25 protein-coding genes are annotated in these 23,907 nt (G+C 52.6%); 5 read left to right on the forward strand and 20 right to left on the reverse strand.

The genetic code is table 11. The annotated features are described in order from the left end of the window. Positions 1 to 33: 33 nt before the first annotated feature. The 6 genes from QW772_05235 to QW772_05260 form a co-directional block, all read right to left on the reverse strand. Entirely contained in the window at positions 34 to 1,131 is a 1,098-nt protein-coding gene (locus QW772_05235) for a tyrosine--tRNA ligase (GenBank protein MEM0038311.1), read from the reverse strand. 79 nt (positions 1,132 to 1,210) lie between these two features. Further along, on the reverse strand, positions 1,211 to 1,588 hold the full coding sequence (locus tag QW772_05240) for a thioesterase family protein (protein MEM0038312.1): 378 nt from the start codon (positions 1,586 to 1,588) through the stop codon (positions 1,211 to 1,213). A gap of 62 nt (positions 1,589 to 1,650) precedes the next feature. Next, on the reverse strand, positions 1,651 to 2,349 hold the full coding sequence (locus QW772_05245; protein ID MEM0038313.1) for a hypothetical protein: 699 nt from the start codon (positions 2,347 to 2,349) through the stop codon (positions 1,651 to 1,653). Then, complete coding sequence (locus QW772_05250; protein MEM0038314.1) at positions 2,336 to 3,574, reverse strand: ATP-binding cassette domain-containing protein; 1,239 nt, start codon at positions 3,572 to 3,574, stop codon at positions 2,336 to 2,338. The genes QW772_05245 and QW772_05250 overlap by 14 nt, the downstream gene beginning before the upstream one ends. A gap of 34 nt (positions 3,575 to 3,608) precedes the next feature. Further along, positions 3,609 to 4,346 carry an ECF transporter S component gene (locus QW772_05255; protein ID MEM0038315.1) on the reverse strand — a complete coding sequence of 246 codons (738 nt, stop codon included), beginning with the start codon at positions 4,344 to 4,346 and terminating at the stop codon, positions 3,609 to 3,611. 107 nt (positions 4,347 to 4,453) lie between these two features. After that, positions 4,454 to 5,779 (reverse strand): pyridoxal-phosphate dependent enzyme, encoded by a 1,326-nt coding sequence (locus QW772_05260; protein MEM0038316.1) that lies wholly within the window; start codon positions 5,777 to 5,779, stop codon positions 4,454 to 4,456. A 72-nt stretch (positions 5,780 to 5,851) separates the two neighbouring features. Here QW772_05260 and QW772_05265 point away from each other — a divergent pair, with 72 nt between their 5' ends. Then, a complete protein-coding gene (locus QW772_05265; GenBank protein ID MEM0038317.1) occupies positions 5,852 to 6,307 on the forward strand; it encodes an NUDIX hydrolase in 456 nt (151 codons plus the stop codon). A gap of 39 nt (positions 6,308 to 6,346) precedes the next feature. On the opposite strand, the gene QW772_05270 is transcribed toward QW772_05265, so the two are convergent. The 3 genes from QW772_05270 to QW772_05280 form a co-directional block, all read right to left on the reverse strand. Beyond that, entirely contained in the window at positions 6,347 to 6,490 is a 144-nt protein-coding gene (locus QW772_05270; protein ID MEM0038318.1) for a hypothetical protein, read from the reverse strand. A gap of 56 nt (positions 6,491 to 6,546) precedes the next feature. Further along, positions 6,547 to 7,848 carry an asparagine--tRNA ligase gene (asnS, locus tag QW772_05275; GenBank protein MEM0038319.1) on the reverse strand — a complete coding sequence of 434 codons (1,302 nt, stop codon included), beginning with the start codon at positions 7,846 to 7,848 and terminating at the stop codon, positions 6,547 to 6,549. Between the two features lie 116 nt (positions 7,849 to 7,964). After that, a complete protein-coding gene (locus QW772_05280) occupies positions 7,965 to 9,542 on the reverse strand; it encodes an acyl-CoA carboxylase subunit beta (protein ID MEM0038320.1) in 1,578 nt (525 codons plus the stop codon). Between the two features lie 60 nt (positions 9,543 to 9,602). Between QW772_05280 and QW772_05285 the strand changes: the two genes are divergently transcribed. Then, positions 9,603 to 10,103 (forward strand): biotin/lipoyl-containing protein, encoded by a 501-nt coding sequence (locus QW772_05285; GenBank protein MEM0038321.1) that lies wholly within the window; start codon positions 9,603 to 9,605, stop codon positions 10,101 to 10,103. A gap of 93 nt (positions 10,104 to 10,196) precedes the next feature. On the opposite strand, the gene QW772_05290 is transcribed toward QW772_05285, so the two are convergent. The 5 genes from QW772_05290 to QW772_05310 all read right to left on the reverse strand — a co-directional run bounded on the left by QW772_05290 (position 10,197) and on the right by QW772_05310 (position 13,879). Continuing rightward, positions 10,197 to 11,345: a radical SAM protein gene (locus tag QW772_05290; GenBank protein ID MEM0038322.1), complete on the reverse strand. Its 1,149-nt coding sequence runs from the start codon at positions 11,343 to 11,345 to the stop codon at positions 10,197 to 10,199. 157 nt (positions 11,346 to 11,502) lie between these two features. Beyond that, positions 11,503 to 11,772 carry a hypothetical protein gene (locus tag QW772_05295; GenBank protein MEM0038323.1) on the reverse strand — a complete coding sequence of 90 codons (270 nt, stop codon included), beginning with the start codon at positions 11,770 to 11,772 and terminating at the stop codon, positions 11,503 to 11,505. 67 nt (positions 11,773 to 11,839) lie between these two features. Further along, positions 11,840 to 12,574: a DUF2192 domain-containing protein gene (locus tag QW772_05300; GenBank protein MEM0038324.1), complete on the reverse strand. Its 735-nt coding sequence runs from the start codon at positions 12,572 to 12,574 to the stop codon at positions 11,840 to 11,842. A 93-nt stretch (positions 12,575 to 12,667) separates the two neighbouring features. Continuing rightward, positions 12,668 to 13,600, reverse strand: a complete 933-nt coding sequence (locus tag QW772_05305; protein ID MEM0038325.1) for a hypothetical protein — start codon at positions 13,598 to 13,600, stop codon at positions 12,668 to 12,670. A 12-nt stretch (positions 13,601 to 13,612) separates the two neighbouring features. Further along, the gene (locus QW772_05310) at positions 13,613 to 13,879 is read right to left on the reverse strand and encodes a hypothetical protein (protein MEM0038326.1); all 267 of its coding nucleotides are present in this window, start codon (positions 13,877 to 13,879) and stop codon (positions 13,613 to 13,615) included. 190 nt (positions 13,880 to 14,069) lie between these two features. Between QW772_05310 and QW772_05315 the strand changes: the two genes are divergently transcribed. From QW772_05315 to htpX, 3 genes are all read left to right on the forward strand, one after another. Next, positions 14,070 to 15,518 (forward strand): glycosyltransferase family 2 protein, encoded by a 1,449-nt coding sequence (locus QW772_05315; protein MEM0038327.1) that lies wholly within the window; start codon positions 14,070 to 14,072, stop codon positions 15,516 to 15,518. Between the two features lie 296 nt (positions 15,519 to 15,814). After that, positions 15,815 to 16,606, forward strand: a complete 792-nt coding sequence (locus QW772_05320) for an HD domain-containing protein (GenBank protein ID MEM0038328.1) — start codon at positions 15,815 to 15,817, stop codon at positions 16,604 to 16,606. Between the two features lie 46 nt (positions 16,607 to 16,652). Then, complete coding sequence (gene htpX, locus QW772_05325) at positions 16,653 to 17,663, forward strand: zinc metalloprotease HtpX (GenBank protein MEM0038329.1); 1,011 nt, start codon at positions 16,653 to 16,655, stop codon at positions 17,661 to 17,663. Here the strand turns inward: htpX and QW772_05330 are convergent. The 6 genes from QW772_05330 to QW772_05355 all read right to left on the reverse strand — a co-directional run bounded on the left by QW772_05330 (position 17,638) and on the right by QW772_05355 (position 23,906). Beyond that, a complete protein-coding gene (locus QW772_05330; protein MEM0038330.1) occupies positions 17,638 to 18,399 on the reverse strand; it encodes a DUF5603 domain-containing protein in 762 nt (253 codons plus the stop codon). The two genes, htpX and QW772_05330, sit on opposite strands and share 26 nt — an antisense overlap. A gap of 32 nt (positions 18,400 to 18,431) precedes the next feature. Continuing rightward, positions 18,432 to 19,361, reverse strand: a complete 930-nt coding sequence (locus tag QW772_05335) for a D-2-hydroxyacid dehydrogenase (GenBank protein ID MEM0038331.1) — start codon at positions 19,359 to 19,361, stop codon at positions 18,432 to 18,434. After that, entirely contained in the window at positions 19,358 to 20,524 is a 1,167-nt protein-coding gene (locus QW772_05340; GenBank protein ID MEM0038332.1) for an alanine--glyoxylate aminotransferase family protein, read from the reverse strand. The genes QW772_05335 and QW772_05340 overlap by 4 nt, the downstream gene beginning before the upstream one ends. A 103-nt stretch (positions 20,525 to 20,627) precedes the next feature. Then, positions 20,628 to 21,974: a 4Fe-4S binding protein gene (locus QW772_05345; protein ID MEM0038333.1), complete on the reverse strand. Its 1,347-nt coding sequence runs from the start codon at positions 21,972 to 21,974 to the stop codon at positions 20,628 to 20,630. A 7-nt stretch (positions 21,975 to 21,981) separates the two neighbouring features. Then, positions 21,982 to 23,262, reverse strand: coding sequence for a nickel-dependent hydrogenase large subunit (locus tag QW772_05350; GenBank protein ID MEM0038334.1), 1,281 nt, complete (start codon positions 23,260 to 23,262; stop codon positions 21,982 to 21,984). Beyond that, positions 23,259 to 23,906: a 2Fe-2S iron-sulfur cluster-binding protein gene (locus QW772_05355; GenBank protein MEM0038335.1), complete on the reverse strand. Its 648-nt coding sequence runs from the start codon at positions 23,904 to 23,906 to the stop codon at positions 23,259 to 23,261. Before QW772_05355 ends, QW772_05350 begins: the two co-directional genes overlap by 4 nt. Position 23,907 lies beyond the last annotated feature (1 nt).

The following is a 23,907-nucleotide window of genomic DNA, read 5'->3' on the forward strand; positions in this document are numbered from 1 at the left end:
ATGAGGTGGGGAGGGCCACCCCCGGCCCTTCTGCTACCTGCTCACAGCATTCATTATCACGCGAATTGCCTTACTGTACTCCTTGTTGCTCAGCAGTCTCTCACGGATTGGTCTAATCAGCTCGATCAGGTAGTTAGCGACGGCGTTCTTGAGGTCTAGTGGGTGTATAGAGCCGTCTGCGTACAGCCTAACCAACTCCTCCTGACTCCACACGTCGATGCTGCCACCGAACTTCTGTGGCCTCTCGATAGTGAACCTCTTTTCCTCACCGCGGAATATTAGATGCTTAGCTATGTCCAGAATGGGGTTGCCTTCAACGACTTTCAGGGGGCAGTAGGCCTTGAGCACCTTATCTCTGATGACCTCGTCAGCGTCGGTGACGAAGATCGCTGACTCGGGCTTTGACTTGCTCATCTTGTACTCCATGGCGAGCTCTTCGAGCACTTCCTCGCCGACGCCACCCATATCCATCCTGCTGAAGCCCTGGAGGGACGGTATCAGAGGGGTGTGTATAGCCACCACCTTACGCCTCCTCAGCTTCTCAGCAACGTCTCTCTGAAGCATGTGCGCTCTCCTCTGGTCAGTACCTCCGAGGGCGACGTCAATCCCTAACTCGAATATGTCTGTGACCTGCATAAGAGGGTATATGAGTTTCGAGAAGTCTGACTCGCCTTCATCGGCCTTCCTACCCAATATGGTTAAGGCCCTCTTAATCCTGGCTAAGCTAGTAGACTTAGCGACTCTAAGTAGTGTGGCCCAGTAGTTAGGGTTGTTCATCAAGTCCTCTGCATATACAAGCCTATACCGGCCCTCAATACCCAACGTATCCAGCACAGTAGCTACATGCCTCGCGGCAACCCTGATTAGATCCATATCACCGCCCAACTTGTCGTTAACCCAAGCATGCCAAGTAGCGGCGAGGAGGTTCATCTTTAAGCCAGCCTCAACGAGGTCCTTAAACTTGAGAGCCCACACGAACCAGCCAACGTGGAAGACCCCGCTGGGCTCGAAACCCAGATATCCTGAGCCGCCACCGGTCTCGAACAACTCCCTAAGCTCATCCATAGTCACCACTTCAGAAGCCCCTCTCGTAGCGAGCTTGATGCACGTCTCTACGTCCACATCGCCCACCACTTAAGTAGTGATTCACGGTCCAACTAATAAGTTTTATTAGGGAGGGCAGGCGTAAAAAGCAGAGCGTTGAGGAACCTCACTTAAGCCTTGAGAGGAACTTCTCCCTATCCACTACCACCCTCTCATGTACGCCGTACCCTATCAGGCTGTCTGAGCTCCACGCCTCAACCCAGAAGATCAGTCTCCTGCCATCAGCCTGCAGCAACGTGGAACGTATCTCCACCTCACTGCCGACCAGCGCGGGCTTCACGTGATACACGTCGACATGAGTGCCCACGGTCGTCTGACCCTCGGGCAGGCCCTCCCCAGCGAATATGCAGCATGTCTCCTCCATAAAAGATATCATGGATGGTGTGGAGAGCACCTCAAGGGTTCCGGAACCCACATGCTTGGCTGTGTGTTGCGGCGTTATCGAATACTTCCGCACGTACCTCGCGCCAGGGGCTAATGACATCGTTGACCACTAAATAGTACCGTGTCCGGAGATATTTAAGGTTCCTGAACGAGTTCCCATCGCTAGAGGGTGATGAGAACGTTGGCAGCGATTAGGACGGCCAGCAAAGCTAGGGTTATGGCCGTGTGTCTCGGGTTGTAGGTAAATGAGGGGTTGTAGGCTGGTTTAGTGTGTATGCCCTCCTCATACAACGACACATACTCCTCCGTCGTCACTATCGAGATAGCGAGGCTCCTCCAAGTCTCAACCCCCTTCATACTGCCGACGAGCAACGCTGTTTCGGCGTCACGCATTATATGTGGGACCACCCTCCACGTGAGGGCAGGGTAGAGCGAGGCACTCCTCAAGCCCAAGACCTTCAGCAGAGTGGATACCTCCACGGGATTCAGGAAGTAGAAAAAGCATAGGAACGAGAGGCTGACGGTGAGAACACGCAGGGATATGAGCGCCGAGGATTGAATGCTCATCGTGAAGGGCAGGGACATTATGAGATACCATGCGGCCGGGATTGAGGCCAGGACTGCAGCGTATTTAATCGCTCTGGTGGAGCCGCGCATCACGTAGGTCAAAACAGCTGAGGCGAGTGCGATTAGTGTGTGGAGAACACCTCCCCTGACAGCCAGTATCTGGGCAGCCAGTAGGGTGAGGTTCAACAGTAGAGGGACATGCCTCCCCTCAATATCACCATATATGAAGACAGCCCTGAATAACAGTGAGCTGAAAACCCTCACTAACTCCGGCACCTTCCTAACGACGCTCAATACTCACCACCTTATTAGCGATCATCTCGACGAAGGGGTCGTGCGACGCAATGACGAAGCCCGTGCCCATCGTGGAGGCTCTTACTATCGTCTCCAGAACGTAATGCTTGTTGATGGGGTCAAGGCCTGCCGTCGGCTCGTCCATAAGAATGAATTCATACCCCCTAGCTAACGCTGAGGCTATGGCCAGCCTCCTCCTCTCGCCACTGCTTAGTCTCATGATGGGGGTCTCAATCTTGCTTGAGAGTCCGAAAAACTCAAGGAACTTCAAGCCCTCCCGACCCACCTCCTCAGCCGGCGTGGGCGAACTTAAGAAGAGTAGAGGGTTATCCGGCACCAACACCAGTTTTCGACGGACTCCATTAAACCTAACTACCCTACCACCTCTCACATACTCCCCGGCCACAAGCTTAAGCAGTGTAGTCTTCCCGGAACCTGATACCCCCTTAACAACCACTACCTCCCCCCTACACACATCGAAATCCACGTCCTTCAGCAAAGGCTCCCCGGAGTCAGGGAATTTGAAGCTGTCAACAATTATTCTCATACAACCACCGCTATTCACATCAGGGGGTCTTAGGCTTCTCATCATACGTTCGAGAACCTCCCCAAACGGGTTTGCCGGCGAGTCTGTTAGGAGTCCTTCATGCATGTAGAAAGTCCTGCTGACCACGTTACTCCAGAGGGACATGTCGTGATCCACTATTACCAACGTCTTACCGTACTCCTTCAAAATCTTCTCAGCATACCTGACCAGCGTCTCCGAGTTCCTTCTGTCCAAGTAGGAGGAGGGCTCGTCTAGCAGGAGCACGTCCTTACTTGAGCCCGCAGCTATGAGGAACGCCAACCTCTGTATCTCGCCGGAGCTCATGGTGTACGTTGTTCTGGCAGCGTATCCACCTAAGCCGAATTCCCCCAACACGTTGTCGACGTTGGACATGCCGTCGCTTAATCTGGACTCAGCGTAGCCGAGGACTTCAGACCACACATACGGTGTTGATATGAAGAACCACGGTTCCTGGTGGACGTACATAGCCCTACCCCGCAGTACTCCTAGGGAGGGGCTGCAGTAACCCTTCACAACACCACTAACGACCGAGGGTATCACGCCGCTCAACGCTTTAAGAAGCGTTGACTTTCCGGAGCCGGAGGGACCTACCAGGAGCACTGCCTCACCCTCACCGACTTCGAGGGAGGCGTCCCTCACTATCTGCTGTCCACCCACCCATACACTGAGGTTCTTAACGATCAACCTAGAACTACCTTCTAGCCCGAGTGACGAAGGATATCACTGGTGAGGAGAGCGTCAGGCCCGCTAGAGCCTGGCCGAAGTTGACTGGAACTTCAAGGAAAGCCTCCCCAGACGGCACTCCCTGGAGTGGGTTAGAGATAAAGTACTCGTACAGGAAGTACCCGAGGACCATGAGGGAGCCGCCGGCCAGTATCGGAACCACGTGACTCAGCGCCTCACCACCTCTCACCACCACATAAGCCACGGAGCCCGCGATCAGCGCGCCCACCAAGATCCAGAACCAAGAGCCTAGCGTGAACGACGCTGAAACCACGTTCACGTTGAGTCCCGCTATGCTTAGCGGTATCGAGGTAAGCTCGACCTCCCCAGTGAAGAGAAGCACTCCCAGACCCGCTATAGTGGCTCCGAGCACCAGGCCCGTCATTATGGAGATTAGGCGAAGTCTCCGTGGATCGCCGACCCTCCCCCTGAAGCTCCTGATTAGTAGTGAGACAACGAAGCCTTCAACGAACTTAATGAGTAAGGTGCCTGGCGCGAAGATTCCGTAGCCTGTCACCAGGTCAGCCAGGGCCGATCCCATTCCTGAGGCAAGGCCGGCCAACGTGGGGGTGGTGAGCGCCGCCACCGTGTATATGGCGACCTCCCCCAGGTTGAAGTACCCCCTCGTCGCTGGAGTATAGATCTGAAGTATTATGGTAGCTATTAGGACCAACGCCGTGTAAAGGGAAGCCCTGACTAAGCTCATCCTCACCACCCACTCAGACTAGCGGGTTGGAGTTTTTAGGTAATGGATACACTATTGGGTTCACTATATAAGCTTACGAGCGGAATCGCTTAGGACAACAGGCAGGCCTATCTGAGGTACTTCAAGCCTTGCTCAGTCACAGTGACCAACTTCCTCAGCCTGCCGCCGACCCTTCTGAAGTCAATTATCTCAAGGAGGCCTGCCTCAACGAGCTCGTTGACGTGCTTATACACGCTCCTCCTACTGAGGGAGAGTCCGTACCTACTACGTAATTCCTTCCATATCATGTATGGGTGCATGGGCTTTCCGTAGGCAATCATCTCCAAAATCTTTGATTTGGTGAATCCTAGATTCAGGAACTCTTCTCTACTGCCGGTAGTCCTCTCCAGCAATGCCTTCATGACGTAAGGGTCATGTAGGGGGTCGCCAGTCAGTAAAGCCACAGTCGCCCCATTACCTCTGACTCTAGCCTCCGCCTTCTGAAGCGCCGCGACGCAGGACGCACTGATAGGCCCTATTAAAAAGCCTTCCCTCCTAATAACCAGTTCGCTTGCCTCAAGCGCCTCGTCATCACACACGTCAACCATCTCCAGGAACCCCGACGACGTGAGGTCCTCCAAGTATCTGTGAAGCATGGGTTTAGCCACGTATATCTCCCTCAGCAGTGGTGACTCCCTGCACGCCCTAACCCCTAAGAATCTGAACCTGAGGTTCAGGTCCTTGAGGGCTCGGTAGATGCTCATAGTCAAGACCCCGTCCCCGATGGGGATGACAATGCTTAGAGGTGTCTTCCTACCAAGCTCGTGAAGCACCTCGAATACTAGGGTCCTATATCCGTCCATAAGGTATGGATGCGAGGGAGGTACAGCGACGCCGTAGACTTCAGCACTCTTCAGCGCCCTGCTCAAAGCTTCCTCATAACTATCAACAAACCTCACCCTACTACCGATCAGTAGCGTCTTGTATGCCTTACTCGGCGTCACGCTTGAGGGCACGTAGACACTAGTGGTGATGCCCACCCTCCTCAGGTAGGTTGATAGGGAGATTCCTAAATCACCTGTGGAGGCGATGGAGACGGACTTTACTCTGAAATGCTTGAGGGCTGTGGTGAGGGTGGCGGCGCCCCTGTCTATGAAGGATCCCGTTGGGTTCTTCGACTCGTCCTTGAAGTATAGGTCAAGCCCTAGGCTTCTGCCGATCCTGACCGACTTGAGTAGGGGGGTATTACCCTCACCCAATGTGATCCTAGGTCTCATGAAGGATGTGTAAAGGGCTCTACTCCACACCCACACACCAGAACCCCTGACCCTAGTCAGGGGACCCCTGAACGCCGGGATTAGAAGGCCGCCGCAATAAGGACACTTATCAACGTACGCAGTCCCCCTTGACACAAAGCCGCAACTAGCGCATTCTAATCCGCTCCCAGCATGCATGGCCTCAGTCCTAAGATAACTTCTGCATTAAAGCATTAATTCGCGAGCATATCACTATCGTAGGTGGATCTGTTGGGCGAGTGGCCCAGAGTGGCTGTGGGTGCCGTAGTGCTCAGAGACGGTAATGAGATCCTCTTGATTAAGAGGAGGTATCCTCCATCACCTAACTTGTGGTCAATACCTGGAGGACACATAGAAGCTGGTGAGCCCATCATGACCGCATTATTCAGGGAGCTAGAGGAGGAGACATCCCTTAAAGCCAGCAAGGCAGAGCTCTTCGCCATCACTGAGTACATGCGTCTCAGAAGGGACTACAGCATCAAATATCATTACGTGATACTCGACTACTTGATCAAGGACGCTGAAGGGGTGCCTAAATACAATGAGGAATCACTGGGGATAGGATTCTTCAAGTTCGACACGGCTTTGAAGCTGGAGCTGACAGACACGACTAAGGAGTTGATACGTTTAATCATCACTGAAGGACTCAGCGGCGTGAAACACATAATTAATGTAGTCTACGAATAGAAGAGATCCCCGATTACGATTGTCAGGATTTTCCGTGGGTTAGCCACCAACTCCCCCCATCCTGAAGAGGTGAAAGACTTCCTCCAAGTGATTCGGCAGTTCGTGACCTACTGCCGGTTGATGCATGTAGACGATGAACTTACGGACTTTCCATTGGAAGCAGAAGACATATAGCAAGGGCATTAAAGGCCATGTGGCATACGTCGGCTAAAAAGAGAATGTATTCACATCACACTCTCTTACGGATATATCCTTTCCCTCCATCTTGGGAAGGGTATCGCATCCCTTATGTGCTCTATGCCTGCCAGCCACATGACCAGCCTCTCAACGCCCAGTCCAAAGCCTGAGTGCGGTACACTTCCATATTTCCTCAGGTCTAGGTACCATTCGTAGTCCTGATAGTTCAGACCCTCCGCGATTATCCTATTGTACAGCTTCTCATAATCGTCCTCCCTCTGAGACCCCCCTATGATCTCGCCGTAGCCCTCAGGGGCCAGCAGGTCGAAGCCAAGAACTACTTCAGGTCTCCTGGGGTCCTCCTTCATGTAGAATGCCTTTATGTGGCGCGGGAAGTGGGTTACGAAGAACGGTCTGTCGAACTCCTCGGTCAAGGCCTTCTCCTCATCAGCGCCGTAGTCATCACCCCATTCAACGCTGAAGCCTCTACTTCTCAACCTCTCTATCGCCTCGTCATACGTTATCTTAGGATAGGGAGGGTGTAGGGCTGCCTCAAGTTTTGACGTGTCCCTGTTAAGTAGCTTCAACTCCTCCCTACGCTCCTCTAAAATCCTTGACGTTGCGTAGCTCACTATCTCCTCGGCCACCCTCATCATGTCCTCCATATCATACCAGGCAGCCTCCACCTCCAAGTGCCAGTACTCACTCAGGTGTCTCCTGGTTCTGGACTTCTCCGCTCTGAAGGAGGGCGTTAACGCCCACACTTTATTCAGCGGGAATATCAATACCTCCAAGTAGAGTTGTGCCGACTGCGATAGGTAGGCCGCCTTATCGAAGTACTTGACCTCGAACAGTGTGGCCCCACCCTCCACGGCAGAGCCCGTGAGTATCGGGGGTGTGGTCTCCCACCACCCGTCCTTAACCAGCCAGTCCCTCAACGCTTGAATTACCGTGTGCTTAATCTTAAGCAGGGCGATCATCTGCCTGGACCTAAGCCATAGGTGTCTGATGTTGAGCAGGTACTCGACATCCTCACCCCCCTTTATGGGGAAGGGCGGGGAGTACCCATACACGACCAGCCCTATGGCCACTATCTCCTTGCCTCCCGGAGCCCGCTCATCAACCCTCACACACCCCCTAACCTCCACGCTGGACTCCCTCGTCAGCTTCTCCACAGACTCCCAGTCGTCGCTTAAGTTACTCTTGTCGAAGACTACCTGAATGAAGCCCGAATGATCTCTAACCCACGCGAAGACCTTGCCGCCGACCTTGAAGATCCTGTGAACCCAGCCGCGAATAACTACCTCGGACCCGTCGCCAGCCCTCTCAAGCACCTCGGACACGTCTGGAGTCCTCTCGAACATAGTGCCCAACCTAACAACAAAATAGAGCTCGTAAATTAAATAGTTAACGAGAGTCCCGGTAAAAACGTTACGCAGGCTGAGTGACGTTATTGGGGTTAAGTGTAAAAGAGGTTATGTCAAACTGGTATTAACCCGTGCTTCCTAGGCGGTGTCCTAACTCTAACTTCCCTCTTACCCAGCAGGTACTCGAGAGCCCTCACTAGTGTGGGGCGCGTCTCGGCGGGCTCTATAACGGAGTCTATATACCCTCTAGCGGCCGCTATGTATGGATGGAGGAATTTATTCTTGTACTCCAGACTCAGCTTATTTAGGAGTTGCTGCCTCTCCTCAGGCGTTTTAGCCTTAGCTAGTTCAGACCTCCATATAATCTCTGCAGCCCCCTCAGCACCCATGACCGCTATCTCGGCCGTCGGCCACGCGGTTACGAAGTCCGCCCCCAAATGTCTGGAACTCATGGCTATGTAGGCGCCACCGTACGCTTTCCTAACTATGACTGTTAGCTTGGGCACGGTCGCCTCACTGTATGCGTAGAGCACCTTAGCCCCATGCCTTATTATGCCGTTGTGTTCCTGATACGTGCCGGGTATGTAGCCGGGGACGTCGACGAACGTGATTATGGGTATGTTGAAGGCATTGAGTATCCTGACGAACCTGGCTATCTTGTCGGAGGCGTTTATGTCCAGCGCACCGGTCAGGAACATCGGTTGATTGGCTATCACACCCACCACCCAGCCGTTGAGTCGAGCGAAGCCCGTTATCGCGTTTCTCGCATAGTCCCTGGACACTTCGAAGAATGTCCCCCTATCAAAAACGGCGTCGATGACATCATACATGTTGTAAGCTTTAAGTGGGTCTTCAGGAACTATCGTGTTCAACCTACCCTCAGCCCTACTGGGCGGGTCGTTGGTGACGATTCTTGGAGGCATCTCCATGTTGTTCGAGGGCAGGTAGCTGAGTAATCTCTTAATCAATTCTATGGCCTCCTTATCGTCCCTTGCTATGAAGTGTGCAACCCCGCTCTTAGTTACGTGGATGCGAGGTCCTCCTAACTCCTCCTCAGTAACCTCCTCACCTATGGCGGCCTTCACAACCCTGGGTCCCGTTATGAACATGTATGAGGTCTTGTCAACCATTATGACGAAATCCATTAGGGCCGGCGAATATACTGCCCCCCCAGCGCAGGGCCCCATTATCACAGCTATCTGAGGGACCACGCCGGATGCCATGACGTTCATGTAAAATATATCGCCGTAGCCCCTCAGGGAGTCCACACCCTCCTGGATTCTAGCACCCCCGGAGTCGTTGAGGAACACTATCGGCATGCCTGCCGACATGGCGTACTGCATGGCCTTAACTATCTTGGACGCGTGCATCTCCCCTAAGGATCCGCCCATGAAGGTGAAGTCCTGAGCTATACCTACGGCAGGTCTTCCGCCGACTCTGCCTAAGGCCGTGACCACGCCATCACCGTACGCCTTCCTATCAGCCATGCCGAACTCGGTTGCTCTGTGTGTCACGAACATGTCGAACTCCAGCATAGTGTCCGGGTCGAATAGTAGCTCAAGCCTCTCCCTGGCAGTGAGTTTTCCCTTAGCGTGCTGGGCCTCAATAGCCTTCAGGCCTCCGCCTAAGCTCGCCTCCTCCCTCAGCTTCCTCAACTCAGCTATGTTAGGTGGTACAGACCCTCCTTCCAACTCAGACTCCCAAAGATAATATAGAAGGCATTAAAAAACTAGTTATCGCCTTTTTAAAGTTTGCCGATTCTTAACTATGGTGGTGTGGCGCGATTGAGTAAGGCAATGTATGTGGTTGAGATCGGCGGCAGGAGGTACAGTGTTGAAGTCAAGGAGGGAGGGAATGGCGTCTACCATGTGAGGGTTAATGACAAGGACATAGTGGTTCGGGTCAGTGGAGAAGTTGAGGTCGCTCAGGAGGCTCATGAGGTAGTGCAGCCAGCAGCGGTCACCCCCGCGCCAGCAGTGCAGGAAAGCACCATGCCCATCCAGGTAGCTGAGGCCAGAGCGCCTGAAGTCCCTTCAGGAGCGGCTGTAGTTACCTCGGAGATCCCCGGCAAGATACTTAAGGTTCTCGCAAACGAAGGCTCGAGAGTGAGTCTAGGCGAGACTATAGTGACTATAGAGTCGATGAAGATGGAGCTCGAGATTAAAGCCTCCAAGAGCGGCGTCGTCGAGAAGATTTTCGTGAAGCCCGGGGACACCGTTAATGTGGGAGATAAAATAGCGTTGATTAAGTAGGGGTCGCCACGCAAGTTCCACGCCTTAAGGAGTGAGCACCTCCAGCATGGAGGATCTGTGTCCTCAGCTTGTGTTTTAAGCTTTAGTTGAATGCTAAACCTCGTAGGAGTTGGAGAGCAACCACTCATTGCCGACGTAGACCTCCTTCAGGCCGGCTTCACGAGCAGCTTTAACGGCTTTGACGGCGTGGCTGTAGCTGGTTGTGGGCAGATCCCTCATCAGGTGGGTTGGGTGGAATGCCAACAGGACGTACGGTATCTCAGGATCCACCCCTGCCAGGTACTCTGCTATGCCACTTACTTCGGTAATGTCTACGTAACCGGGCACTAGCAACGTACTCACCGTCAGGAGCGGAGGATCCCTCCGCGAACTCAACCCGCTGACCAGCCTGACGTTGTTCTTGAGTCTCTCCACAGCCTTAACACCGTTGACCCCTGTCAACGCCTCATATACTTGAGGTGTCCACGCCTTCCAGTCTATCTTAACTATCCCGCCCGACTCCAGACTTAGGTTAGCGATCGTCTCCATTACCTTCGGATGCTGAAGCCCATTAGTCTCCCAGCAGATCCTCTTGACCTGACCCTCAGCCCTCCTCAGGATCTCCCTAGACGCCGCTATCGCGTAAGGTATGTGCGGCCCTGGGTCACCTCCAAAATAGCATATGCAGGATACGCGGTTGCTCAACGCCTCCTTCACTAGACCCTCCCTCGTGAACACCCTCCTAGACCTACCCCTTGAAGCTTCAGCCGCAAGTTCCTTATGCTCGTAGTTCTGGCAGAAGAGGCAGTCAAGCGAACAACCGCCGAAGAACACAGCCAGATTATAAAGACCTACCTCCACACCCCTAACTCTAGTATATCTCGGATAGCCCCTGCCAGTGTTCGCTGGGCATACCGGAGCTGCTACGCAGTTGGTTGGATGCGGGTCGAGATACCAGAAGCCTAACGCGTTGCTGAGCCCAACTCTGAACTTTATGGAGTTGCCCTCATTAACCCACAGACCGCAGAAACCCGCCTCACCATCCCTCAACACACATTCGTTCACGCAGAGCTGACACCTCACATAGGGGCCGTCACGGGTGCCGGGCACCGTGGGAGGCAAACCCAAACCAATCCTATACTTTTCATGCTTCGACCTAGCTACTTGAGGAACCTCCTCCTGAGTCCTGAGGCAATCAGCACAGACGGATATGGAGGAACTTATGAGCGAGGAGTGCCTACCGCATACACTGCACCTACCCATAGCAAAGAGCCACCGGATTGCCCGTTCTTAACTGATCTTCAGAGATAATAATTTTACGCCCGAAGGCTTCATCACCTACGGGAAAGGCGGGCCTCCATGTCCTCATGGACGTTCTAACAGCAGATGCAGGTCGGTTAAAACCTGGGTAATTTAACCTTCATCTATAGACTTCCGAGACAGCCTTCCTGATCTCAGGCGGGAGTGTGGCGTAGTCAACCTCGGCCTCCTTAACCCCCTCGAAGCCGCCTAACCCAAGCAAGTCCCACTCCTTCTCCTCCTCACCGACTCTATAGGAACCCTTTAAAGTCTTGTGAACTACTACGAAGCTCTTACCGTCAGGAGCTCTGAAGTGCTCCACAACTACTTTCTCCCCGCCCTTCCTAACCAGGTATATCGACTGCCTCTGAGCCCTCAGCACCCTCCACACCAAACATTAACAGTGGAGCAAGGTATTTAAGTTTAGTCGTTGCGGTCGACAGTATTTAGGTAGCGACTCACTGCTGTTTAGTCTCATCCAGCCTGCCGACTTGGACTTGCTCGAATATCTTCGACAAGACGGCGTCGTTTATTTCGTAAACCACTTTAGCGACTTTCACGACGTAGTCGTCCGGCGGTGTTGATTTAGGTATCCCTATCTCGAGGGAGAGGAGTTGCTTCCTGATTTCCTTTTCGACCTTATTCTTTATGATGCCGTGGGAGATCTCATCAGCCATCTTAACAGAGATGACGAATTTGGTGAACCTCCTTATGGCGTCACCGTGTTCTGGAAATGCTTGATATGTCTTATTCAGGACCTTCACAACGTTTTCGAACGGTTCGAAGTCTAGGTAATATAGGGTTAGCGCATACCTCAGAACTCTTGTCAGGTATGACTCGTCAACGTTGCCGGCGACGAGCTGAACCTCCTCACGCGTAGATTCGACCGGAGCATTACTGGAGAGTAGCAGGTACGTATCCTCATACGACAGCTCTTTATGGAAGACCTTACCCACCAACTCTCTGAACTCGCTGTTCATCCCTAAACCCCTAGTAGCTACGACATAGAGGCTTATCATCTCCTTCTCGTATATGTCCTCAGGTTTTGAAGCCCCTCTGAAGGGTTCCACCCCAACACTCTCTAAGTACTTCTTAACCAGCTGAATAGCTAGCTCCCTACTTGGGTTCTCACTGCCTATCAGGTCGCTCAAGGTGTTGACATACGCCTTAACCCTCCTCCTCTTCGCGATCAATTAAATCACCCACTCAACCAGCACCTGATAACTATATCAAGACGGTCAATTAAAGCTAAGAGTCACGGCTTGGAACCCGTTCATCTAGGCAGACTAAGCCCTATTCAAGGGCCTGCACGTCGTCAGAGATTCTATCACCGACTCAGGATCGTCTAGACTGACCAGCACGAACCGCCTCTCGAGATCCAGATGCAGCAGTCCATCAGCCTTAATCACCGTTCCTGAGGGGAGTTCCGTCAGCCTAGCACGGTACGTGAGCAGATACGCTTTCAAGCCCTCATGTAGGTGGGGTCTTAACAACTCCACATCATATACTGCGGGAGTTTTGTACGTGGTGTTGAGGAGTTTCACCAACACATGCTCCCTGCGGGTGTGGTGGTACGGGCCGAGCACTCCCTCCTCACTACTGCAGTCAACAACTCTTAACGTATACTTGACTTCTTTAAAGGTTCCTTGCGTTAATTTATTCATCAACAATTCCTCATGCATTACGCCGGGAAGTAACTCGCCGACCGCGGCGCTCTCCTCCACCGCTTCAGCCGCTGTAATGTTCTTAATCAGTCCCAACTCCCTCAGGGATTTGAGGCAGTCGTAGCTACTGAGACCGGTCTCAACACACACTAGATCTATGTCTGAAGTCGCTGTGTGGTAACCTCCTAACAGACTGCCGCTCAATCCGCATTTAAGACCGCACTCACTGAGGAGTTCGGCCAGCTCAAGAGCTACATCGTAGAGTCGACTGGACCCCTTAACGATTTTTTCAAAGGCGGTGAGGGCCGTCAGGTACTCGAGAATTGCATTATGCGGAACCACGGGCACTGCTCTCCCAAACTCCGGCAGGAACCTCTCATAATGCCTGTAGTATCTCGATATGATTTCACGGGCCTCGTGCAACCTCTTCAGCTTCCTGCCCTCGAAGATCCTTGGGACGGCCACCACACCATCAAGCGGATGGTGACAGCCCTTAACCACCCACAAACTGCCGTCAACAAGCCGGAGCTGATCCCCTTCCAGAGCAACACTCATTATTACGACCAACTACTCTGACTTGACGGCCCCAACGGTGATGCCGGGACTCAACGTTTCGTTGTTGAGTCTGTTCCTGTTGATCTTGTAGATGTTGAATCTGCCTCTCCTCCTCCTGTAGAGGTTTATGTAACCTCTGTCGTTAAGTTGTTTCAGTAAGTGGGCAGCGACCTTACTGTTCACGTTGAACTTCCTTGAGAGCTTTCTGGCGTTCACGAAGGAGCCGCTGTATCTCCTTAACCACTCAACAACCTCATCTACATGGATCAAGACCACCACACCCTATTTTTGTCTAAGTCCTATTAAAGCATTAGACTAATTTAAATTTAACGTAGAACCCGCTACATACCTATGGACCTCATTCCCCAGCCCTAAAGGTAAAGCTTGCCTCAATCATCAGGCCGGCCGCACTTTGCATTACTTTACATTAATAAGCGAGAGCCCTTAATTTAGTTTAGTGTGGAGTGCGATGGACAACGTCATACTGGTCGAGGCGCTTAGAGCCTTGATCTACGTGTTGCTCATAGCTCCCGGAGTTGTGATTATGTTCATCCATAGCATCATTTTCTTCACGGGCCGGAGCCCCCGCGCTGCGGACCCGGCGCCTGCAACACATGTCGGGGGCTCTGGACATGGCGTCAGCATAGTGATTCCCGTCAAGAACGAGCCTGAACACATAATCGTGGAACTAGTGGAGAACCTTGGCGAGGGCCTTAAGGAATCGAGTCTGGACTACGAGATCATTATAATAAGCGACGACCCGCCCGACAGCGTAGCAGGCGTTAAGAGGAGGTGTGAGGACCTCGCCTTGAGGCTGGGGCTCAAGGACTTCCGCTTCATAGTTAGGACTGAAGGACCTAAGGGCAGGGCTGGGGCATTAAATTATGGAGTCCTCAACTCCGCCTACGACTTACTGCTCTTCCTAGACGCTGACTCGAGGCTTGAGAGGACGACGATACCGGAGCTCATTTCATGTGTTGAGTCGGGTTACGATGCGTGTGTTGGCAGGTGGGCCGGCTACACTTACAGAAACACTAAGTTGGGTCTGGCTCTACTGCTCAGCATGAAGTACGTCGTGGACACACTGTATAGGGGGAGGTTCAACGCAGGGCTGATGATATTCCCTCTCGGGACAGGCACCATCTACAGGAAGGACGCGTTGTTGAAGGCTGGTTTGTGGGAGCCCGACGTCATTCAGGATGACATGTACATGGGGGCTAAACTCCACAGCATGGGCTACACTATAGGCTTCACGGAGAAAGCCGTAGTGAGGGTCTCGGTCCCCTCAAGTCTCAAGGCATTCATAGTGCAGCAGTGTAGGTGGTCCTACGGCGCCATAGAAACGCTGAGGAAGGGTTATGTCAGGCATACACTACGGAGGGTTGCAGTGAAGGACTTGCTGAAGGCCGTTGAGGGCCTGGTCTTCTTCCTTCAGTACCTGCCCTTGGCCGGGTTAGCCCTCTCCCTCTTGCTGATACCGGCGCTCTCACTGATTCTTCGAGACGACATAATGAACTTGAATCCATACCCGCTGGTAATCTTCGGACTGACGCTATTCGCCTACGGCTTAAGCATCTATAAATCGATCAGGGAGCTGAGCCTGCCTAGAATAAGGATACTGAGGAGCATGGGCTCCATAGCCGCCTTCTCAACGTCCATCTCACCGTACATACTGCATCACTCCCTTAAAGCCCTGCTCAACAACAAGATCGTGTATGTAGTCACCCCTAAAGGAAGCAGGGAGTACAACATAGGGGGGCCGTCTGGGATGGTGTTGTTTTCCGCATACCTAACTTTTATGGTCGTAGCTAACCTGCTCCTAAGCAACTACTACACATCCCTGTGGTTGCTCACATTCATAGTAGCAACGGCATACACGTTGCTGAACGCTGAGAAAGCCCCCACACTAACCCCCTAGGGCCTCTCACTTCCGAGGACTCCCCCCACGAGCGCAACACCTTTCATTCAGCCACGTCGGTTAACTGCTCAAGGACTCAAACCACCTGTTAGGATGGTTTAAACCGACCCGTAAAATGCTGTGGGATTAAAGACTTGCAAGCGTTGTTACCGTCACGCGCGCATTTTAATGCTGGCACTCTGCAACTATCGTTAATCCCATAGACCTTCAGGAGTTTCTGATTTTACATCGATGACGCTAGTGGGCGTGAAGCAGAAATATATCACCATGATGGCTAATTGTATTGGGTGTTGGAAGTGGTGACGGTAGGGCCTACGTTGGTGCTTGAGCATGTCGGGTCTTCCGAGTTGTTGCGGAGGGCGTACGAGTTCCTTGAGCAGGATGAGGAAGTTCAAACCATGATAAAGATGTCCAACATTATGGCTGTCAGCCGCCTGAAGTACAACGACCACGGGGTAGTGCATTCGAGGATAGTGTCGGGCTCTGCACTGGAACTCCTTAAGATATTGCTTGATGTTGGTTTGAAGCCTTCGACGCTTACATACGGCACCGTAAAGACTGTGGAGGAGGCTAAGCTAGTGGTTCTTACGGCTGCGTATCTTCACGATATAGGGAACTCAGTACACAGGTCGGGGCATGAGTACGTTGGGGCGTTGTTGGCTAAGGATATAATTGATAGGATGCTACGTGAGGTAGCGGGCGGATTAAGCCTGAGCTCTAGATGTATGTTGAGGCATGAGATTATGCACGCGATCTACACCACTGAAACTAGTACTAGAGCGCTTACGGTCGAGGCCGGCATAGTTAAAGTGGCCGACGGGACTGACATGGCTGAGGGGAGGGCTAGGATACCCTACAGGATGGGTAAGCTGGACATGCACTCAGTCTCGGCGACAAGCGTGAAGAAGGTCGAGTTGAGTAGGGGATCTCAAGCGACTGCCAGAATAGATGTGTACATGACTGACTCGGCAGGACTTTTCCAGATAGAGGCTGTGTTGAAACCCAAGATACTTACAAGCGGTTTCGAGAAGTATTTGGAGGTCTTCATCAACGTCAACGGCAAGGAGATCAGAGTGTACCCGGACTGAAGATTGCTTAAAAACTTGTTAGGGACTAATGTAGTGGGTGGGTGAAATGATATCCTTAACTAAGTTAAGGGTCTCTATGATCGGCTCCATAGCGCTGGTCATAGGTATCTCGACGCTGATCCTGACCGTCGTCTTATCGTTGCTCACGTACGACTACGACGTGAGCGCGTCGTCCGTGCTGATGCTATCCCTCGGGTTCGTAGTCGGTATTCACTTCATCCAGTGGTTGGTGAGTCCCTGGATCATCGAGTCACTCTATAAAGTCAAGCCAGTCAGCTCCGCGGGCGAGGCATGGGTCTCCGAAGTCGTTGAGAGGGTTGCTAAGGCGTCAGGCCTTAGGAGCGTGCCGAAGGCGATGATCTCCGAGATAGGGGTACCTAACGCCTTCGCGTACGGCAACGTCTTAAGCGGCCATAAAGTTGCCGTGACGCGCGGCTTGATAGAGAACCTACCTCGCGATGAAGTTGAGGCGGTCATAGCGCATGAAGTGGGTCACATTAAGCATAGGGACGTTGAGATAATGATGATCATAAGCATATTGCCGGCCCTGATCTACTGGCTTGGAAGACTGCTTCTTTACTCAGGCTTCTTCACGTCAGGGCGCAGTAGGGACAGAGGCTCAGCACCTATCCTGGCAGTGCTTGCAGGAATGGCCCTCGTGGCCGTATCGTTTCTGACGAATCTCGCTGTCTTATACATAAGTAGGCTTAGAGAGCACTATGCGGACACCAACGCAGTGCTCACGGTCCCTGAGGGCGGGAGGAGGTTGCAGAGGGCTCTGGCTAGGATCTTAGTGGCTTCAGGGAGTATAAAGAGATTCAGTCCGGCTGCAGTCAAGGACGCCACTAAGCTTAAGGCTCTGCTAATCTCGGATCCAGAGGTTGGGCTAGGCTCCTTAAGGACGTACAACATAGATGAGATTGTTGAGTGGATTAAATCGCAGCGGAGCTTATCTCCAGCAGAGGTGTTTTCAACGCACCCGGACCCCGCTAAGAGGCTGAGGTTCATAGAGAGTTTGGAGAGGGAAGTCGCTAGACGCACATTAATTCGAGTTTGACATAGTCTTTAGCGGGTATGAAAGGCAACACGTGTCTCGTCGTTTTAGGCGGATAGACGTTACCCTCTCTCACGTAGCTTATAACTTCCGCCTTAGTGTAGGGTTTTCTGAGTAAGATGTAATCTATCTCGCCTTTAGCGAGGTCTTCTGCGGCATCGGATACTAGACCATACCACACTAGCTTTATTAAGTTCTTCACAGCCAGGACGTCAAGCACCCTTAGAACCCTCCTTTGAGCCTCCACATCGCCCTCAACGTACATGCACTCCTCAAGTTTGCTGAGGATGACGAAGGCTTTCCCGATAAGGTCCTCATCACTTAATGAGTATATCTTCAAGTCGCAGTCACTTATGGTTAGGCCGGACCTTCGTAGCTCACTAATGAGCGGCTCGCTGCTTCCTGAGAATGCTGGGTACCACGTGTAAACCCTGACTCTCGGGTCGAAGTAGTCTATGACGACGGATGGGATCTTCCTGCAGCCTAGCTTCTTGAGTGCCGCCCACCTATGATGCCCGTCAACTATCAAGTACTTGGTGCTACCCGGTATCGGAGCCACCACTATGGGCATGTCCAGCGCTCTAAGCTCCTCTATCTTCCTCGCTATATCGTTTAACCTCTCAGTGACTATCTCCTCATGAGGTAGGAGTAGGTCGACATCCAGTAACAAGTACTTAACTCGAAGAACCGGGATATCGTACTTAGGTATCCTCACCCTCACTTTCTCTTCTGATGACAATAAGCAACCACCTTTACCGGTCAGCCGCTACATCACTGCTTCATCGTCTTAAGTAACTCTAGAACCTTCCTAACAGCCTCGATGCCCGCCCTCTCCTGAGCCTCATCGGTAGAGGCCCCTATGTGGGGGGTTAGAACTACGTTCTCAAGCTTTGTTAGTGGGTGGTTTGGTGGTAGTGGTTCTTCTTCGTATACGTCTAGTCCTGCTCCTGCTATCCATCCTTCGTTTAGTGCTTTGATTAGTGCTTGGGTGTCTATGACTCCTCCCCTGGATGTGTTGATGAGCACGGCACTCCTCTTCATAAGCCTAAGCCTCCCCTCACCAATCAAATACCTAGTCTGAGGAGTGAGGGGGACGTGAAGCGTAACAACATCCGACTCCCTCAACAACGTGTCCAGATCAGTGTATGTAACACCCAACTCCTGCTCTGCCTGAGGGTCCAGTCTATAGGGGTCATAGTAGATAACCCTCATTCCAAAACCCTTAGTTGCTATCAATGCCACCTCCCTACCTATCCTTCCCAGCCCCACTACACCGAGTGTCTTCCCCTTGAGCTCGAAGCCCTCTGCCTCCTTCTTAACCCATTTGCCTTCCCTCATCTTTCTGTCGGAGTATGATATCCTCCTGGCCAGCGCGAGCGTTAAACCGAAAACAAGCTCTGCCACGCTTCTCGTTGGGGCTTCAGGAGTGTTAATTACTTTAATCCCTCTTGCCTCGGCCGTCCTTACGTCTATGTTGTCTAACCCTACCCCTGCCCTAGCGATTATCTTGAGTTTCTTCGCACTGTTGATTACTTCTGCAGTAACTAGAGGCTTACTCCTCACGAACAGGACGTCGACGTCCTCCACCAGCTTAACCAACTCACTCTCGGAGGGGTACTCCCTGTATAGTATCTGGAACCCCGAGTCCTCGAGCATTCTGACTGCTTCCTTATGGATTGGAGCGGTGAGGAGTGCTTTCATAACTTACTCACCCAGCCAAGCTCGGCCAGTACCTCCTTAATGACCCTCAGCAACTCCTCAATATACTCCATCGGCATGTATCCCATATGCCCTATCCTGAATGAGGTCTTCTTGAACTTCCCGTAGCCCGCAGCTATCTCGTAGCCTTTCTCACGAACTCTGCTGTAGACCTCGTACCCATCCACCCCTTCAGGGGCTTTGACTGACGTTATTGTGGGCGACTCGAAGCCCCTCCGAGCGAAGAGCTCAAGCCCTAGCTTGCGGACGCCCTCCCTGATGGCGTTGGCTCTCTCGGAATACAGTGAGAGCCAAGCGTGTTTCCCTCCGATCTCGTCGACTATTCGAAGCATGACGTTGAGTCCTATTATTTGAGGTATCGGAGGTGTTGAGGGGGTTGACCACTCCTTCTCCTGGTACTGCAGGTACTTAAGGACGTCGAAGTACCAGCCCCTGTTGGAGATGGACTCCGCTCTCTTCAGGGCTTCCTTACTGAAAATACCGACCGCCAGGCCGGGCGGCACGCCGAAGGCCTTCTGGCTACTCGTAAAAGCAACGTCCAGGCCCCATTCATCGAATTTGATGTCCGCGGCACCCATGGCGGACACCGCGTCGACGAAGACCAGCTTCCCGTGATCCTTAACAACCTTAGCCAACTCCCTTAACGGGTTTAGGACGCCGGTGCTGGTCTCGTTGTAGGTTATCGTCACAGCCTCGACCTCGGGGTGTCTCCTTAAAGCCTCGTCCAACTCTTCGGGTAGGACGGGTTCGCCGGCATTCTTCTCCAGAACGACAGCCCTCCTGCCGTTACTTTCGACAGCCTCTCTATATCTAGAGCCGAACTCCCCTATGATGGTGGTTAACACGCTGCCCTCAGCGGTTACGAAGTTCCTCACGCTGGCTTCCATGATTCCCGTTCCACTGCTGGGGAAGAGCAACACAACACTTTCCCCAGCCTCCACAAACTTTGCGAGCCTCTCGACCGTGTCTTTGTGAAGCGCCCTATACTCCTTAGACCTGTGGCTAAACATCTGAAGCTTCATGACCTCAAGAACTTCTGGGAAACACGCTACAGGCCCTGCAGTAAATAGCTTAAGAGGTTTGGGCCAGACAAGCTTGAACACCTCCTCAATCACTCTCGTGTTGAGCGAACTCAAGGATTCCACCGAAAGTAATATGATTGTAACTTAATAACTTTAGCACCTTGAGGTGAAGAAGCTTAGACCGTTTCAGATGGTTTGCCGATGAGGGGCTTTCGCTGTGAGACAGCTAACCTCTATACTTCCGTATGATTTTATTGAATATTTCAAGCCTTCTCCTAAGGATCTCATCCATCTTAGTGCTCAAACTTATTGGTTGCCCACCACCAAGAAGACATCCCCCAGGGCAGACCTCAAAGACTACCTTGTCACTCACCTCCTGATCACTTAGGGTTAGCTTCTTCAGTTCCTCCAACCCTACGACCTTACGCATCACGCTATGGTGAAGTGAAACTCCGTCAGGTTCCTCCCGATCTAGAACTCCATGATCTAAGCCTCCCATGAGTGCCTGTAGCTCTCTGGCAGTAATGACGTTTAGAGAAGTCCTCTTCCAGGATAGGCACTGAGTCACGTACACGACATCCGGAGGGAGTTTAGGAGGTGTTAAATCCATGTCCGCATTTGGAAGTAGCTTACTAAGCAGGACCTTCTCAGCCGGAGATCTGGGCAGTATTTTGGCTTTGCCGGACATACCTGATTCATGCAGGCTCGAGTATATGACGACTCTCGAGAGTCCGAGGATCTTCATGGCCGAGATAACTTGCTCAGGCTCCAGGCACTCGGATTCCGCGAGCGCTGCAAGCGCTTCAGGCTCTATGTACGCGGTCGTTACAACGCCTTCCGTAATTCCGGTTAAGAAATTCTCTAAATCTAGTTTGAAGTTTATAGCACCTACGGGGCAGTAGGCAACGCACAGCCCGCAGTAGATGCAACCAACCTTCTCGAACGGCTCCTGATAAGGTGTGGATATGATTGAGTGTATACCTCTGTTCACGTAATTGAGGACCTTAGCGCCGGCTCTAGAGCATGCCTCCACACACCTACCGCAAACCACGCATTTAGAGCTGTCTACCTTAAGCAGAGGATCCTCAATCCTGAACGCAGTCCTCTCGACGTAGTTGAATCTCCCCCCTCCAACCCTAGTTAACCTCCCACCAAGCAACCCCTCTAGGAGGCTGACGACCTCGTTAGCGGAGACCGGACAGCCGCGTACATAGTAATCGATTTTAACGTAATGTCCTACAGGCTTGGACGTGCTGAGTCGGAGTCTTGGATGCCTGTCAACCTCACTCACGCCGGCTTGAACCCCGCCAAGTAGCGCGCACGCGCCCACAGCCACGAGTATCTTCGATTTCCTTCTGGCCTCCGCCAACAGCTCTAAATCCCTGTCCGATATTACTGAACCCTCGATTAGGGCCACATCGAATGATTGAACATCTCCTCTCACTCCGACTAGTGGCCAGTGGGCGATCTCGACCCTGTTCCTCTCCAGGAAGCTTAGGAAGGACTCGTCCACGAGGTTGTACTGACAACCGTCGCAACTTGAGAGGGGCACCACCGCTAACTTAACGCTCAACCAAGCTTCACCTCCTGATAACATGTACCGCGCAGGGTATGCATGGGTCGTAAGCCCTAACTAACGCCTCGACCACACCCCTGATTGACTTGTCAGCCATGCCACCCCTGCTGATGAGTTCCCCGACCAGAGCCTCGGCAGCTACCTCTATGTGTCTCGAGAACATGACGGTGGGAGTTATTATGTCGGCGCTGACTACCCTTAGGTTTTGATCTATCTCGTAATGATGTATTAAGAGTCCTCTCGGCGCCTCTACGATGCCGACACCGTGCCCTCCTTTAGGAGTCCCCCTAATGGACACTGGTTTGGGCTCCCTACCTAAGTGCTCATCGAGAACGTCCACCACGTTCTTCAGAATAATTATGGACTCCAACGCTTTAGCATATATGTTGGAGAATGGGTTAACGGTCAGGACATCCTCGTACCTACGTAGTTGACGCCTCAGGTCTTCCTCCACGGCGCTGCTATCGTGTCTGACAAGGTTAAGTAGCCTAGCCCTAGCTCCGACGTAGAAGGCCTTGTCACCCAGCAAGCACTTCTTACTGGTCGAGCCGCCGTGACTCTGTTCCCTGAATATGTCGCGGTAGTTCTCATACACTGTGAGTGAGTCCCTGCTGGTATCCAGGGAGTACGGTCCCCCCTCAGGCACTGTTTTAAAGGGTGAGCCACATAGGGCTACGTACTCTGGGGACGGATCCTTAAGATCCGGGATTTCGACACTCAAGATCGCTTCGACAAACCCCTCCAGCTCGACTGTCAAGTCCTTAAGTAACGCTAATGCCCTCCCTACGTGACCGCTCCTCACGCCAGTCGTGAAGCCCCCGGGTAGGTAGACGTTGGGGTTGGTCAGCCTCCCGCCGAGTAGTTGAAGAACATTGTTAAGTGCGTTGTTGAACCTCATCAGCCTGGCTAGGTAGCTCTTCGCCAGGTCCCCGGTATCGTAGTCGGGCAATGCGAGGAAGGCTAGATGTATCAGGTGGTTCTGAACCACTTGAACCTTGTTACAGGCATCCCTTAGCGCGGCGGTAACGTCGTCCACACTTATATTCAGGGCTGATTCAACCGCTAGGTTTGAAGCCCAGAAGTGTGCGTGACTGCATATGCCGCATATCCTGGAGACAACGTAGGGTACTTCCTCATACTTGCGTCCCTTAACCAGGGTTTCAAAGGATCTGGGGCTAGCCACGCTGCTGTATTCCACCCTCACGCTCCCGTCCCCTATAGACACCACTAACTCCGACTCACCGGCAACCCTATCCACTTCTGATGTAACTTTCGAGACGCTCATCTCGGCTCGACCTCAAGAAACCTGCGTAGGTTGCGGGGTAGGTAGTTCCAGAAGAATCTAGTCATCGACGACAGCTCTCCCGTGTTAAAGCCATGCTTCTTATAATGACCCTCAATGGCGTCCCTCCAGACACCCTCGCTCTCAACGTAACCCCTGCATCCGATGCATGGGGAGCCTTTCCTAACGCACTCAGCGTTGCATCCAGCCACAGTTAAAGCTCCAAGACATAGGATCCCCTTACTCAGGAGGCAGTTTGGCCCATGTAGTGGGCATTCAGCGCACACCGGTATGCCCTCTACACCCATATCCTTAGCTAGACCTAGCAACTCACACCTGCCCTTCCTGACACAACTCCAGCATTCGATCCTGTGCGTCGACAAGAGTAGCTCGAAGTTAACTCTCCTGATCCTCCTGAGTTCATCGTCCTCAACAATAACCTTAGAGCCTTCAGCGACCGGGAACCTGCACGCCGGCACCACCCTGCCGTTGACCTTCACCACGCAGATCCTGCACGTGGCTTCGTTGAATAACCCCTGAAGATAGCACAGCGTCGGGACTCTAAACCCCGCTTTCTCCACAGCGTCGATGATCGGGGAGTTCGGCAGCACTTCCACCTCAACACCGCTTACATAAACCTTAACCATC

The sequence above is a fragment of the Zestosphaera sp. genome (genome assembly GCA_038727705.1).
In the GTDB taxonomy this organism is placed as follows: Archaea; Thermoproteota; Thermoprotei_A; order Sulfolobales; family NBVN01; genus Zestomicrobium.

Excerpts from the sequence above, each read along its gene's own strand:
- QW772_05240 (MEM0038312.1), bottom strand. The coding sequence starts at position 1,588 with ATGTCATTAGCCCCTGGCGCGAGGTACGTGCGGAAGTATTCGATAACG.
- QW772_05255 (MEM0038315.1), bottom strand. The coding sequence starts at position 4,346 with ATGAGCTTAGTCAGGGCTTCCCTTTACACGGCGTTGGTCCTAATAGCT.
- QW772_05260 (MEM0038316.1), bottom strand. The coding sequence starts at position 5,779 with ATGCATGCTGGGAGCGGATTAGAATGCGCTAGTTGCGGCTTTGTGTCA.
- QW772_05270 (MEM0038318.1), bottom strand. The coding sequence starts at position 6,490 with ATGCCCTTGCTATATGTCTTCTGCTTCCAATGGAAAGTCCGTAAGTTC.
- asnS (MEM0038319.1), bottom strand. The coding sequence starts at position 7,848 with ATGTTCGAGAGGACTCCAGACGTGTCCGAGGTGCTTGAGAGGGCTGGC.
- QW772_05290 (MEM0038322.1), bottom strand. The coding sequence starts at position 11,345 with ATGGGTAGGTGCAGTGTATGCGGTAGGCACTCCTCGCTCATAAGTTCC.
- QW772_05305 (MEM0038325.1), bottom strand. The coding sequence starts at position 13,600 with ATGAGTGTTGCTCTGGAAGGGGATCAGCTCCGGCTTGTTGACGGCAGT.
- QW772_05315 (MEM0038327.1), top strand. The coding sequence starts at position 14,070 with ATGGACAACGTCATACTGGTCGAGGCGCTTAGAGCCTTGATCTACGTG.
- htpX (MEM0038329.1), top strand. The coding sequence starts at position 16,653 with ATGATATCCTTAACTAAGTTAAGGGTCTCTATGATCGGCTCCATAGCG.
- QW772_05335 (MEM0038331.1), bottom strand. The coding sequence starts at position 19,361 with ATGAAAGCACTCCTCACCGCTCCAATCCATAAGGAAGCAGTCAGAATG.
- QW772_05350 (MEM0038334.1), bottom strand. The coding sequence starts at position 23,262 with ATGAGCGTCTCGAAAGTTACATCAGAAGTGGATAGGGTTGCCGGTGAG.
- QW772_05355 (MEM0038335.1), bottom strand. The coding sequence starts at position 23,906 with ATGGTTAAGGTTTATGTAAGCGGTGTTGAGGTGGAAGTGCTGCCGAAC.